At 70.3% G+C, this 13,456-nt stretch carries 9 protein-coding genes; 1 reads left to right on the plus strand and 8 read right to left on the minus strand.

Features of this window, described 5'->3' with window-relative positions; genetic code table 11:
• Window positions 1–47: 47 nt before the first annotated feature.
• The 4 genes from FHU35_RS24790 to FHU35_RS24805 all read right to left on the minus strand — a co-directional run bounded on the left by FHU35_RS24790 (window position 48) and on the right by FHU35_RS24805 (window position 5,208).
• Complete coding sequence (locus FHU35_RS24790; RefSeq protein WP_145743967.1) at window positions 48–1,769, minus strand: LpqB family beta-propeller domain-containing protein; 1,722 nt, start codon at window positions 1,767–1,769, stop codon at window positions 48–50.
• A complete protein-coding gene (gene mtrB / locus FHU35_RS24795) occupies window positions 1,769–3,514 on the minus strand; it encodes an MtrAB system histidine kinase MtrB (protein WP_145743969.1) in 1,746 nt (581 codons plus the stop codon). Before mtrB ends, FHU35_RS24790 begins: the two co-directional genes overlap by 1 nt.
• Before the next feature lie 232 nt (window positions 3,515–3,746).
• On the minus strand, window positions 3,747–4,424 hold the full coding sequence (gene mtrA, locus FHU35_RS24800; RefSeq protein WP_093413767.1) for an MtrAB system response regulator MtrA: 678 nt from the start codon (window positions 4,422–4,424) through the stop codon (window positions 3,747–3,749).
• A gap of 139 nt (window positions 4,425–4,563) precedes the next feature.
• Entirely contained in the window at window positions 4,564–5,208 is a 645-nt protein-coding gene (locus FHU35_RS24805) for a dTMP kinase (RefSeq protein WP_145743972.1), read from the minus strand.
• 198 nt (window positions 5,209–5,406) lie between these two features.
• Between FHU35_RS24805 and FHU35_RS24810 the strand changes: the two genes are divergently transcribed.
• Window positions 5,407–8,115: a lipase family protein gene (locus FHU35_RS24810; RefSeq protein ID WP_145743974.1), complete on the plus strand. Its 2,709-nt coding sequence runs from the start codon at window positions 5,407–5,409 to the stop codon at window positions 8,113–8,115.
• Window positions 8,116–8,350: 235 nt separating this feature from the next.
• On the opposite strand, the gene FHU35_RS24815 is transcribed toward FHU35_RS24810, so the two are convergent.
• The 4 genes from FHU35_RS24815 to FHU35_RS24830 all read right to left on the minus strand — a co-directional run bounded on the left by FHU35_RS24815 (window position 8,351) and on the right by FHU35_RS24830 (window position 13,450).
• Entirely contained in the window at window positions 8,351–9,862 is a 1,512-nt protein-coding gene (locus FHU35_RS24815; protein WP_145743977.1) for an amino acid permease, read from the minus strand.
• Between the two features lie 136 nt (window positions 9,863–9,998).
• Window positions 9,999–10,922, minus strand: coding sequence for a cation diffusion facilitator family transporter (locus tag FHU35_RS24820; protein WP_145743979.1), 924 nt, complete (start codon window positions 10,920–10,922; stop codon window positions 9,999–10,001).
• Between the two features lie 96 nt (window positions 10,923–11,018).
• The gene (manA, locus tag FHU35_RS24825; protein WP_246110558.1) at window positions 11,019–12,272 is read right to left on the minus strand and encodes a mannose-6-phosphate isomerase, class I; all 1,254 of its coding nucleotides are present in this window, start codon (window positions 12,270–12,272) and stop codon (window positions 11,019–11,021) included.
• Between the two features lie 98 nt (window positions 12,273–12,370).
• Window positions 12,371–13,450 carry an SIS domain-containing protein gene (locus tag FHU35_RS24830; protein WP_145743983.1) on the minus strand — a complete coding sequence of 360 codons (1,080 nt, stop codon included), beginning with the start codon at window positions 13,448–13,450 and terminating at the stop codon, window positions 12,371–12,373.
• Window positions 13,451–13,456: the final 6 nt, after the last annotated feature.

Below are 13,456 nucleotides of genomic sequence, written 5' to 3' on the forward strand. Positions count from 1 at the left end.
GCGGATCATGGCTCGATCGCTGATCCGACTCACCGACGCGTGTTGGATCAGCCCGGGTAGAAGGGGATGGAAGCCCCGCCGATCGGGGCGTCGGTGATCGACCAGACGTCGTCGGTGTCCTGCGCCTGCCAGATGCCGTGGCGGTCGGCGACCACCACCTGCCCGCCGGGGCCGACGGTGACCGCGGTCAGCGGCTGCCCCAGGTTGGCCGCGGTGTAGGGCTCCCAGCGGAAACCGTCCACGGACAGGTCGAAGACCGGGAAGTTGTTGCTGTCGGTGATCGCCACCAGGGACTGGTCCTGCCGCCACTCCACCGACGTGACCCGTGCGTCCTGCGGCGCGCGCAGCACCACCGGGCGCTGCAGCACGGCGCGGCCGTTCTGCTCGGCGACCCCGGCGACCACCACGTTCCCGTCGATGACGGCCGCGATCCGCGTGCCGTCGCGGGACAGCCGCAGGTCGGTGATCGGACGGCCGGGCGGCAGCGCGCGGGTGTCGACGGGTTGCGGCGTCCACTGGGCACCGGTGTCGACGACGCGCACCACGTCGCGGCCGTCGACGACGGTCCAGGCCTCCTCCTCGCCGCGCCAGGTCGGCTTGCTCATGTAGCTGCCGACCGTGGGCGTCTCGGCGAGCTGCTCGCCGAAGTCGCCGACGCGCAGCGCCACACCGGCCGGCCGGCGGGTGACGGCGGCGAGCTTGTCGCCGTGCGGCGAACGACCCGCGCGCACCACGTCGTACTCGCCGGATCCGGCCGGTCCGGGGATGGGCCGGGCGTGCCGGTCGAGCACCAGGACGCGCTCGTCGACCACCGCCAGACCCGGCAGGTCCGGGCGCTGGAGGTTGTCCGTCTCGTACTTCTCCATGTCGATGGGGCGCAGGTCCTTGCCCTCGGTCAGCAGAGTCACGCCCTCTTCCCTGATGCGGACGCGCGCGCTGCTCACGCCCTCGAGCGTGTAGACCACCTGCGCCGCGATCAGCCTGCGGGTTCCGTCCGAGACCTCGCCCAGATCGCTGAGGTTGACCTCCATCGCGCCGTCCGCGGCCTCGGAGGCGTTGGTCTTGGGGTGCACTCCGGGCGGGATGGCGGTGCGCATCGCCTCGCGCATCCCTTCCGACGGCCCGGAGGTGAGCAGCTCGATGACCCGTCGCGGGACCGTGGCGACGGGCTGGGCCACCACGTAGCGCAGGTCGGGTGCGACACCGGAGAGGTCGTGGTCGAGGAAGTACACGGGCACCGGGCGGAAGTTGCTGCTGAAGGACGTCTTGCTCACGACCAACCCGGGCGGCGGCGTCGTGATCCGCCACTGGCCGTTGCCCTGGCGCTCCACCCGCACGTCCACGGTGAACTCACCGGTCTCCGGCACGAACGAGGAGTCGGCGAGCAGCCTGCCGACCCGATCGGCCCGCAGGGTCACCATCTGGACCCCTTCGGGCAGCGGCTGCGGCTGGACGGCCGGGATGGTGTCGACGTTCTCCACGATCAGCATGCCCGGCGGCGGCGTCCAGTTGCGCTCGATCGACGGCGCCAGGTGCTTGCGAGCGGACTCGTGATTGCTGGTCGGCGAGGCGGCCTTGTCGACGAAGCTGCGCACGAGCGCCAGCGGGTCGATGTCGTCCGGCGGCGGGTTGATCGGGATGGTCGCGTTGCTGCCGTCGACCTCCTTGACCGCCTTGGGCTCGGAGCTCTCCGGGATCGAAGCGCACGCCGACACCGACAGCAGCAGAACCAGCAGTGCCGCCAGCCTGCGTGACCGGTGGGCGCCCATCACTTCTCCTCCCAGGACTCTTCGGTGAGCCGAGCCGGGCCCTGATCGCGGACCTCCTGCTCGCCCTCCCCTTCCGACGGCCGTTCCACGCTGGCGGCCAGCAAGGCTTCGGGTGCCGCGATGCGCCGGGTGCTGGGCAACGACAGCGGGCTGGTCTCGGGTTCCTTGCCGGGTTTGCGCGGCAGCGTGAGGCGGAAGCAGGAGCCTTCGCCGGGTTCTCCCCAGGCGTCGAGAGCTCCCGCGTGCAGGCGGGCGTCCTCCAGGCTGATCGACAGCCCGAGGCCGGTGCCGCCGCTGCGCCGGTTGCGGGAGGGGTCCGCGCGCCAGAAGCGGGTGAACACCAGCTCGGCCTCGCCGCTGCGCAATCCCACGCCGTAGTCCCGGACGGTGACGGCGACCGCTTGCTCGTTGCCGCCGAAGCGCAGCTCGACCGGGCCGCCCTCGGCGTGGTCGATCGCGTTCGCGACGAGGTTGCGCATGATGCGCTCGACGCGTCGGGCGTCGGCGACGAGGGCGAGGTCGGCGCCGTCCGGGGGCGGGAACACGCGGAGCTCGACCCCGCTGGTGTCGGCGATGGCGCGCACCGATTCGGCAGCGCGGTCGGCGATCTCGTGCAGGTCCAGCCGTTCGGCCGAGAGGTCGGCGACGCCGGCGTCGAGCCTGGAGATCTCCAGCAGGTCCGCCAGCAGCAGCTCGAACCGGTCGAGCTCGTCGACCAGCAGCTCGGTGGACCGGGACAGGCCGGGCGGGAACTCCTCGCGCGAGGCGTGCAGCACGTCCGCGGCCATCCGGACCGTGGTCAGCGGGGTGCGCAGCTCGTGCGAGACGTCGGAGGTGAAGCGGCGCTGCAGCTGGCCGAACTCCTCGAGCTGCGTGATCTGCTGCTTGAGGCTGTCGGCCATCTCGTTGAAGGATTCGGCGAGCCGGGCCATGTCGTCCTCGCCGATCACCCGCATCCGCTTGTCCAGGTCGCCTTCGGCGAGCTGCTCGGCGGTCTGCGCCGCCTGCCGCACCGGGCGCACGACCTGGCGGGTCACCAGGTTGGTGATCGCCCCCAGCAGCGCCAGCAGGACGGCGGCGCTGACCAGCAGCGTCCGCTGCTGGCCCGCGAGGGTCTGCTGCTCGCCGGTGAGCGGGAACAGCAGGTACATCTGCAGCGGGCGGGTCGCGCTGGACACCGGGGTTCCGACGATCACCATCGTGACCGTCGCGTTGTCCCGCTGCACCGTGTGGATCTTGGTGGCGAGCTGGCCGCGCTCGACGAACCCGCGCAGGTCTTCCGGCACGTCCCCGATGGGACCGGCGGCGGGCTGCTTGCTGCGGTCCCCGGGAGCGCGGCCGTCCACCAGCACCGCGGTGAACGCGCCCGCGGTGGTCTCGGAGGTGTGGCCGGAGGAGGAGGACGTGGTCAGCCGGTTCAGCGCGGCTTCCAGCTGTTCGGAGACGCTGTCGGAGTTGGGGTCGACGGCGGTGAGCTCGCGTTCCAGGACGTTCAGGCTCGCATCGGCCTGCGCGATCGCGCCCTGTTCCTTGGAGTCCAGCAGCTGCGAGGTGATCTGCCACTGCAGGACCATGCCCAGCACGATCACCACGGCGAGCGACAGGGCGAGCGTGCTGACGACGACGCGCAGCTGCATCGACCGCCGCCACAGCGCCTCGAACCGGTGCCAGCGAGTCCGCGTCTCCTCGCGGACGCGGCTGGTCAGCCCCCGCACCCAGCGGCTATGACGCGTCCACACGCTCACCGCATCCGTCCTTCGCGCAGCACTGTTCCAAAACCACGTGCAAGCGGCGGAGCCGCTTTCTCCGTGCCCCACCCTGTCAGCTGGCACCGCCGCGGGTTCTCACACGTCGTCTGGCGAGTACGCCGCGACGCCGTGTATTGGCATACAAAAGGAGTGGCGCACGGAGTCCAGACGGCGTGTGAGGTTCCGCCACCCGCACCGCCAAGCAAGACGAGCGCGGAACTTCAGGAAATCACGGAGGGCCTGCCTTGTAGCCGACTCCGCGGACCGTGAGGACGACCTCCGGGCGTTCCGGGTCCCGCTCGACCTTGGAGCGCAGGCGCTGCACGTGCACGTTGACCAGGCGGGTGTCGGCGGCGTGCCGGTAGCCCCACACCTGCTCGAGCAGGACCTCGCGGGTGAAGACCTGGCGCGGCTTGCGGGCGAGCGCGACCAGCAGGTCGAACTCCAGCGGGGTCAGCGCGATGGGCTGGCCGTCGCGGGTGACCTCGTGGCCGGGCACGTCGATGATCACGTCGCCGATGGTGAGCACCTCGGCCGGCTCGGCGTCGGTGCGTCGCAGGCGGGCGCGCAGCCGGGCGACGAGCTCCTTCGGCTTGAAGGGCTTGACCATGTAGTCGTCGGCACCGGATTCCAGGCCGAGGACGACGTCGACGGTGTCGCTCTTCGCGGTGAGCATGACGATGGGCACCACGGACTCGGTCCGGATCGCCTTGCAAACGTCGATGCCGTTCATGCCGGGCAGCATCAGGTCCAGCAGGACCAGATCGGGTTTGAGCTCACGCAAGGCGGGCATCGCCTTGGTGCCGTCGCTGACGACGGCGGTCTCGAACCCCTCTCCCCGGAGCACGATGGTCAGCATTTCGGCCAGGGCCGGATCATCGTCCACCACGAGCACGCGTGCCTTCATGCGCCACATCGTTGCACTTGTCACTTGGAGTCCGTGCATCCACCCGCCGGGTGTCGTCGCAGGTCGCGAACTCGACGCCGGTTCAGCTCAACCGGTACCACCGAATGGAGCATCGATGTTGTGGTCTCGGCTTCAACCTTCAGCCCCGCACGTGCTCGTCGACGAGGACCGAGAAATCGACGTCGGCGACTCCGTCGACGACCACCCAGGGAGTCCACCAGTCCGCGTCGGCGAGTTCCGAGTAGACCTCGGCGCAGCGCTGCTGGAGCGAACTGTCGGATTCGAAGCGGTCGCGTCCGCGGTCGGCTTCGGTCCGCTCGCGGTGCTCGGCGCGACCCGCCGCGACATCAGCGGGCACCCGGAGCAGGATCTGCAGGTCGGGCTCGGGCAGGCCGAACCGGGTGATCTCCAGGTCGCGGACCCAGGACACGAAATCCCCGTCGGCGTGCTCGTGCAACCGCGCGGCGCCGTAGGCCGCGTTGGAGGCGACGTAGCGATCGAGCAGCACGACGTCGTGGGCGTCGAGCTCGGCGCGCAGCGCGTCGGCCGCCGCCCTGCGGTCGAGCGCGTAGAGGACGGCCATCCCGTGCACGGAGGAACCGAGGTCTCCGTGCCGGCCGCGCAGCGCTTCAGCGACGAGTTCGGCGTGCACGTCCTCGGTGTAGCGCGGGAAAGCCGCGCTCGACACCGCGCACCCGCGCGCTGTCAGTTCGGCGGTGATCCCCCGGGCGAGCGTGCGCTTGCCGGCCCCGTCCAGTCCCTCGATGACGATGAGTCGTCCCACGTCGGAAACGGTAGCCCAACGGCGAGAACGGGGTGCCGACCGCTTTCCTCCGACGCGGCGCCGCGCTGCAAAACGCGCGAATTCATGACATCCCCTGCCGGGACGATCACAATCGTTCCCGTAGAGGTCGCCATGAGTGGGTCCGCGATGGAGAATCACCACGGCGTTGGATGATCACGAACTGCTCGGGAGGATCCTGTGCAAGTACCCGGGCCCGACACCCGCGTCGTCGAGCTGCGCGTGCACGGAATTCTCGGCACGACCGGCGACGAACTGACCGATTCGGTCGCGTCCGTGGACGTCGCCGGAGACGGCGTGGGACGCATCATGCGGCCGGCTGACCGGCTGCGCCGTCCGGTCCCGGGCCCGATGCTCACCGCAGGCGACCGCTCGGTCCCCCGGATCGTCGAGGGCTACGTGTGGGGCGCGATGACCTCCGGCGGCCTGGCGAAGGCGACCTGGGCTCTGCTGTTCCCGTTCGCGCTGGCCAACATGGCGCACTGGATGCTGCCGCCGACGCGGACCGAGAACCCGGCCAGCAGGCTGCTGGGCTCGGCCTTGCGCGGGCTGATGCGGATTTCCGCGCTGCTGCTGACGATGCTGCTGGTCGCCCAGCTGACCGTGATCACACTGGATCTCGTCGCCGCGCAGTGCCTCTCGCCGGGCTCGGAGTGCCTGAGTTTCGTGCCCGCCGCGCTGCGCGGTCTCGACGTGCTGCGCTCGGTCGTCCTGCTGCTGCCGGTGGTGCTCGTGGTGCTGCTCATGCACCGGCTGTCCACTGTGTCCTGGAGGGTGGCCGCACCGAAGAACGACAGTCCGCAGCACTCCGCGCTCGCGCCGATGCTGCCGGGCGAGAACGTGGTGTCCGATCCGGACACCCCGGCGCTGCGGGCGCTGCACGTGACGGCTGCTCTGTCCACTGTGGCGCTGGTGGCGCTGGGCGGGCCGCTGGCTCCCAGCTTCGACCCGCGCTGGCTGGTCGCCGCCGCGCTGCTTCTCACCTCGGTGGTCGGCAGCGCCGGACTGGACGACCCGGCCGGGATGCGGGAGACCAGCAAGGTCTTCCGGGCCCTGCTCGGGCGGCGGGCGAGGCAGGTGCTGATGTCCGTCGGCGGCGTTCTCGTCGCGTCCGTCGCGCTGCTGCCGGGCGAGCTGACCGGCGCGCTGCCGGGGTCCGGCGCGACGATCGACACGATCACCGCGCTGCTGGTGCTGAGCTGCGGGGCGGTCGCCGTGCTGCTCGTTCCGGCGTCGCTGCTGGCGCGGGCCGAGTGGAAGTCCTCCCCGAAGCACCTGCGCCCGTGGGCCGGTGGCTGGATGAGCGCGCCGGTGCTGATGCTGGCGGCCATGCTCGGCAACGGTTTCGGAGCCGGGCTGGCGCTCAGCGTCCGGGAGACGTTGAGCGCGCCGCAATCCCCCGGTGCCGCTCCGCTGGTGCTGCCCGCCGCGTTCGACGACGTGACGATCTTCTGGGGCGTGGCCGTGGTGCTGATAGCGGCATCGCTGCTGGTGGCGGTGCCGTTGCTGCTCATCCGCCGGTTCCGGCGCAGCGAGGACGACGACCCGATCCCGGACGAGGTCGCGCTGCTGCACGCGGGCCGCAAGGAGGATCAGCGGAAGGCCGCGAGCGCATGGAAGTTCGCCGACCTCCAACGCCGCTACTCGCACCAGTTCTTCCTGGTGATCGCCGGTGTCCTGACGATCAGCACCGCGGCGAGCCTGATCGCCCGGTTCGCCGGGGTGCCGCAGATCGGCTGGTTGAGCGCGATCGGCGTGGTCGCTCTCGCCGGCCTGGCGGTCGGCTTGCTGCGCATGGTGTTCCTGGCCGCGACCAAGCGGGACACCGCGCGCGTGCTGGGCGTGCTGGGTGACCTGGCGTTGTTCTGGCCGCGCGAGGCGCACCCGGTGGTGCCGCCGTGCTACGCGCTGAAGGTCATCCCGGAGCTCGCCGACCGTGCCGCCGAGCACCTGGCGGACCCGAACACGCGCGTGGTGCTGGTCGGGCACAGTCAGGGCAGCCTGCTCGCCGCCGTGGCCGCCGCGCGGTTGCTGGAGAAACTGCCCGAGCAGGATCGCGAGCGCGTCGGCCTGGTGACGGCGGGTTCGCAGCTGCAGTGGGCCTACCCGCGCGCTTTCCCCGGCGTGGTGCCGCATTCGGCGCTGCGGGATCTGGCAGGCGGGCTGGGTCATCGGTGGCGTTCGCTGTGCCGCGGCACGGATCCGCTGGGCGGCGCCGTGACCACCTGGAACCGGCAGGTCTACAACGGGATGCTGATCGGCGTCGGGATGCGCAGCGACGGCACCGAAGGTCCTCTGCCCGCAGCGACTCGCGGGCCGACGGGGGCCTTGGTGCTCGGGGGCGATCACTGGTTGCCGGATCCGCAGCGGGGTCCGTTCTCCTGCCGCCGCTGGGTTCCGGGCGTGCTGGGGCACTCCGACTACAGCGGTGATCCGGAGTGGGACCGCGCGGTGGCGATGGCGGCGGGGCTGGAGCGTCCGGTTCGCGGCGCGGCGCTGCCGCTGTCGACGCCGGAGGCGCCGCAGATCCCGTCCGCACCCGACCCGCACCTGTTCGGTTCCAGGCCCGCGTTCTCGCCTCAGGGCGATGACGGCGGTTCGATCGGCGACTCGGTGGAGGACTTGCCCCGGCGCCCTGCGGAGGACTCCGCGACCCGGCGCATCAAGTCGGATCCCCCGGAGCGCGAGGCCCCGGCCGAGGCCGAGGTCCCGGAGCAGCCGGTGCACGAGCAGCCGACTCCCGAGCCGGCCTCGGAGACTCCGGGACTACCCGCCCAGCAGGATTCCGAGCCCCGCTCGGAGCCCTCGGTCCTCCCGGAGATCACCGAGCCCAGGGGCCGCATCGCCCCGTGGGAGCGAGGCGCTTCCCTCCGCTCCACCGACACCTGACCCGAAAGCCCTTCCTGGCTGGTCACGTTGCTTCCGAGCGTTACCAGGTCCCAGTTTTAGTCCAAACCGAGCCATGATCATGCCCGAAATGTCGGCTCAGTTATGACTAAAACTGGGACCTGGTGAGACGACGCTCCCCCCGCGCGGTGCGTGGGGAGCGTGTTGCGGGGCTTGGACGCAGAAGAGCGGCGCCGCCCCTTCCGGGGTGGCGCCGCTCTTGTGCGTGGTGCGCGGGCTAGCTGGTGACCGAGCCGCCGTTGGCGACGTCACCCTCGCGGCCGAGGCGCGAGTGCGACCGGCCGTAGAGGAAGTAGATCACCACACCGGCGATCATCCAGACCACGAACCGGACCCAGGTCAGGGCGGTCAGGTTCAGCATCAGCCACATGCAGGCCAGGATCGCCAGGATCGGCACGAACGGGACCAGCGGAGCGCGGAAACCGCGCGGCAGGTCCGGTCGCGTCCGCCGCAGCACGATCACGCCCAGCGAGACCAGGATGAACGCGAACAGCGTGCCGACGTTGACCATCTCCTCCAGCTTGTCAGCCGGGAAGAAGGCAGCGGCCAGGACGACCACGATGCCGACCAGGACGGTCGCGCGCGCCGGGGTGCCGGTCTTCGAGGTCTTGGCGAGGCTCTTGGGCATCAGACCGTCACGCGACATGGCGAACAGCACGCGGGTCTGACCCAGCAGCAGCACCATGACCACAGTGGTCAGACCTGCCAGCGCGCCGAACGAGATGATCGCCGCCGCCCAGGTGACGCCGTGAATCGCGAACGCGGTGGCCAACGTGGAGCGGGTGCCGTCCTCGGCGGTGGCCAGGTCGGTGTAGGGCACCATGCCCGTGACCACCAGCGCGACCGCGACGTAGAGGACCGTGACGATCACGAGGCTGCCGAGGATGCCGCGCGGCGCGTTCTTCTGCGGGTTCTTGGTCTCCTCCGCGGTGGTCGCGACGATGTCGAAACCGATGAACGCGAAGAACACGAGGGAGGCACCGGCCAGCAGGCCGAACATGCCGTAGGTGCTGGTCTGACCGCCGAGGATCAGCGACAGCAGGGACTGCTCGATGGCCGGGCTGTCCTCAGTGGCCTGCTCGGCCGGCGGGATGAACGGCGTGTAGTTGTCGGCGTTGATGTAGGCGAGGCCGACCACGATCACCAGCAGCACGACGGCCACCTTGATGATGGTGATGACCAGCGAGACCCGCGCCGACAGCTTCGTGCCGACCGCCAGCAGCGTCGAGAGCACGACGACCAGGAGCAGCGCGCCCCAGTCGAACTGGAGCGGTCCGAGCGGCAGCACGGTGGGCACGCTCAGCCCGACGAGCTTGAACACTTCCTCCAGGTACACCGACCAGCCCTTGGAGACGGCGGCAGCGGCGACCGCGAACTCCAGGATCAGGTCCCAGCCGATGATCCAGGCGATGAACTCGCCGAAGGTCGCGTAGGAGTAGGTGTAGGCGCTCCCGGCGACCGGCACCGTCGAGGCGAACTCGGCGTAGCACAGCGCGGCGAGACCGCAGGCGATCGCGGAGAGCACGAAGGCGAGCGAGACCGACGGTCCGGAGACGTCACCCGCCGTGCGTGCCGCGAGCGTGAAGATGCCGGCACCGATGACGACCGATACGCCGAAGACGATCAGGTCCCAGGTGCCTAGATTTTTGCGAAGTTTGGTGTCCGGCTCGTCGGTGTCGAGAATGGATTGCTCTACCGACTTGGTTCGCCACAGCCCAGTGCCTGGCACTGTCGCCTCCTCATCAAGTCCCAAGTGTCGCGGGGTGAAACGCACCCTAACCCGCTTGCGTCGCTCCGGGTAACGGTCGACTAGTGTTCGCCACCGTTTTCGTTAACCCGTTGTGATGACAAGACAGGATTTTGTGTCAAGCCGTGGTCGCGCGTCCACGGTCGAGGTCGGGTTCTAGGTAAATCAGACGTGCTGCCGGAACCTTCGCCCGAATCCGTTGCTCAGCACCATCGATCTCAGCGGCGACTTCCGCAACCGAGAGGGACGGAGCGAGCCCGATCTTGGCGGCGATCAGCAGCTCATCGGGACCGAGGTACTGGGTCCGGATGTGGATGACGCGCTCCACGCGCTCGGCCTCCGCCTGCCCGACGATCTCGTCGAGCACCTCGCGGCTGGCTCCCTCACCGATCAGCAGGCTCTTGGTCTCCACGATCAGCACGACCGCGATGACGCCGAGCAGCACCCCGATGCACACGGTGCCGATGCCGTCGAAGACCGCGTTCCCGGTCAGCACGGTCAGCCCGACACCGCCGAGAGCGAGCACCAGACCGATCAGCGCGCCGAAGTCCTCCAGCAGGACGACCGGCAGCTCAGGGGTCTTGGCCTGGCGGATGAACTGCCACCAGCTGAGCTTGCCCTTGATCTTGCGCGACTCCTTGATGGCGGTCATGAAGCTGTAGCTCTCCAGCCCGATCGCGATCACCAAGATCAGCACCGCGACCCACGCCGACTCCAGCGGCTCGGGGTGCTCGATCTTGTGGATGCCTTCGTAGAGCGCGAAGACCGAGCCCAGCGTGAACAGCATCAGCGCCACGACGAACGAGTAGAAGAACCGGTCGCGGCCGTAGCCGAACGGGTGCTCCTCGGTGGCACTCCGCTGCGAGGTCTTCTGACCGAGCAGCAGCAGGCCCTGGTTGGAGGTGTCGGCGAGCGAGTGCACCGACTCCGCCAGCATCGACGACGAACCGGTGAACAGGAATCCACCGAACTTGGCCACCGCGATTCCCGCGTTCGCCGCTAGCGCGGCCAGGATGGCCTTGGTTCCGCCCCCTGCTGACACGATCTCCTCCAGACTCCGGCTGCGATGTCGGGAGGAATCTACCGGGTGACCACCCCGGTCAGGGCGAAGTCTCCTCAGGCCTTTCGAGATCGTGTCCTAGAAGGAGCCGGCGGCGGCCCGGAAGACCTGGGCTTGGCCGTCCGCGTCCAGTTCGGCCGGGCGGACTTCCACCGCCGGATCGCTGGCGGCGAGCCAGACCGACTGCCCGCGGTGCAGGACGAGCTCGCGCGGTGCGGAACCGTTGCTGCGGTGACCGCTGCTCAGGCTGATGCTCCCCTTGGTGCACAGCAGTATCTGCGGCCCGGGCGAATCCAGGTGCACCGTGCCGGACTCGGCGGTGGTCCAGTCCAGTCGGGACAGTGCGAACTCGTCGGCCGGGGTGCGATAGGCGGTCAGGTTGGCGTCCAACGACTCGCCCTTGAGGACCCGCATGTCCCCGCACGCGAAGTCCAGGACCTTCAGCAGCTCCGGCACGTCCACGTACTTCGGCGTCAGCCCGCAGCGCAGGATGTTGTCCGAGTTGGCGAGGATCTCGATCCCGGTGCCGTGCAGGTAGGCGTGCAGGTTCCCGGCGGGCAGGAAGATCGCCTCACCGGGCTGCAGCACCAAGCGGTTCAGCAGCAGGCTCGCCAGGACGCCCGCGTCGTGCGGGTAGGCCTCGCCCAGCTCCAGCACCGTGCGGCACTCCAAGGCGAACTCGCCGCGCTCCCTGACGTGCTCGATGCAGGCGTCCAGCAGCTCCGGCAGCACGTCCCGCAGGTAGTGCTCGGGCAGTGTGATCCAGGTCGTGAACAGCGCGCGCAACCCGTCGGCGTCGGGCTGGGCGGCCAGCAGCTCCCGGTGAGCGCGCAAGCTCGGCACGTCCAAGGCGTCGAGCAACCGGACGGTCCGCTGCGCGTCGCGGAAACCGGCGAGCGCGTGGAACTCGGTGAGGGCGCAGATCAGCTCTGGCTTGGCCGTGGGATCCGGGTAGTTGCGGTTGGGCGCGTTGCGCGCGATCCCCGCGCGCTCCTCCCGGGAGAAGCCCTCTGCCGCCTGCTCGGCGGACGGGTGGGCCTGCAGGCTCAGCGGCTCGTCGGCGGCGAGGACCTTCATCAGGAAGGGCAGCCTGCCGCCCCAGCGGCGCACGCACTCGTCACCGAGGTGGTGCGCGGGTTCGGAGTCGAGCAGCGACAGCAGCGACACCTCGTCCCCGTCGGAGCGCATCACCCGGGACGGGTCACCTGGGTGGGCACCCATCCACAGCTCGGCTTCCGGGTGCGGGGTGGGGACGGGCCGACCGAGCAGATCCGCAATAGCGGTGCGCGAGCCCCAGGCGTAGGGGCGCACCGCGTTTCGCAGTAGCTCCACAGTCGTTCTCGCTTCCTCGTTCTCGCGCTTGCTCGTCCGGCCAGCACACCTCGCCCGACGGGCGTGCGGCATCGGGGGATTCCCGGGTTCTGCGGACCTCAGCTCATGGCCAGGGCCGGCCAACCGGGACCGTTGAGGGTGCCTGCGGCCAAGCCCAGGTACACGGCGGCCAGGTCGAAGCGGGCGGCCAGGACCGCTGCGCGCAGCAGCGAATCGGCTCGCACCGTGTCCCCCGGCGCGACCACGTCGGCACCGGGCAGGTCCCGCAAAGCGGACCGTTCGAACACCTCCCCCTGATCGTCGTGGCGCGTGCTGATCAGGAAGGCCCTCAGCTGCGCCCCCGGGTCGTCCTCGGGGTCGGCGAAGATGTCGGCCTCGGAACCGACGGAAGCGGCGGCGCGGTGCAGCGCGCGCTGCACGACCGCCTGCGGGTACTCGGCGACGTGGGCCGGGACGCCCGCGTGCGCGCCTAGCGCGAAGGCGCCGTGTCCGGCGACGGCGGTGGCGACCGGGTCGAGGCCCCACAGCAGGGGCGTGCGCTCGGCCATCCGCAGCGCCAGCGACTTGGCGGGGTTGGTCAGCGACTCGTGAGCCGGGTGGGCGCGTTCGGCTTCCTTGTCGAGCTCGTCCGCGAGCTCCTCGACGTCGAAGTTCACCAGGCCCAGCTCGCGGAAGGTGATGATGCCCGCGGCGAAGACGTAGGCGAAGGCGAGCGGGGGCGGCACCGGGACGCGCGGCACCAGGACCTTCGCCCGGCCGGCGCCTGCGGCGGCGACGGGACCTTCCGATGGCACGGCGAGCACGACGCTGGCGCCGCGGCGGCAGGCGGTGGCCACGGACTCGGCCAGCGTGACGTCACCGACGTCGTCGGTGTGGGCGAAGACCACGTCCAGCGGGCCCACCCAGGACGGCAACTCATCGGAGATCACCACCGGGACCGGGCAGCGAGCACCGGTCAGGGCGACCAGCAGCCGAGCCGCGCTGACGGCCACACCGGGCCTGGTCAGCAGCACCACCGCGCGGGGGCGGTCGTCGGCCAGCTCGTCGAGACCGGCTTCGGTCGCGACTTCGGAGGTGGCGCGCATCTGCGCACCGGAGAGCGCGGCGAGCCTGAGCAGGCCGCCGGAGTCGGCGTCGGCCAGCCGGGCCGGGTCGTCGAGGAGACTGTCGTCCAACACGGGAGC

Source organism: Saccharopolyspora dendranthemae, from assembly GCF_007829955.1.
GTDB lineage: Bacteria > Actinomycetota > Actinomycetes > Mycobacteriales > Pseudonocardiaceae > Saccharopolyspora > Saccharopolyspora dendranthemae.

What these genes read in the sequence shown, in the direction of transcription:
- FHU35_RS24790 (WP_145743967.1), bottom strand. Translation starts at nt 1,769, where the DNA reads ATGGGCGCCCACCGGTCACGCAGGCTGGCGGCACTGCTGGTTCTGCTG.
- mtrA (WP_093413767.1), bottom strand. Translation starts at nt 4,424, where the DNA reads ATGAAGGCACGCGTGCTCGTGGTGGACGATGATCCGGCCCTGGCCGAA.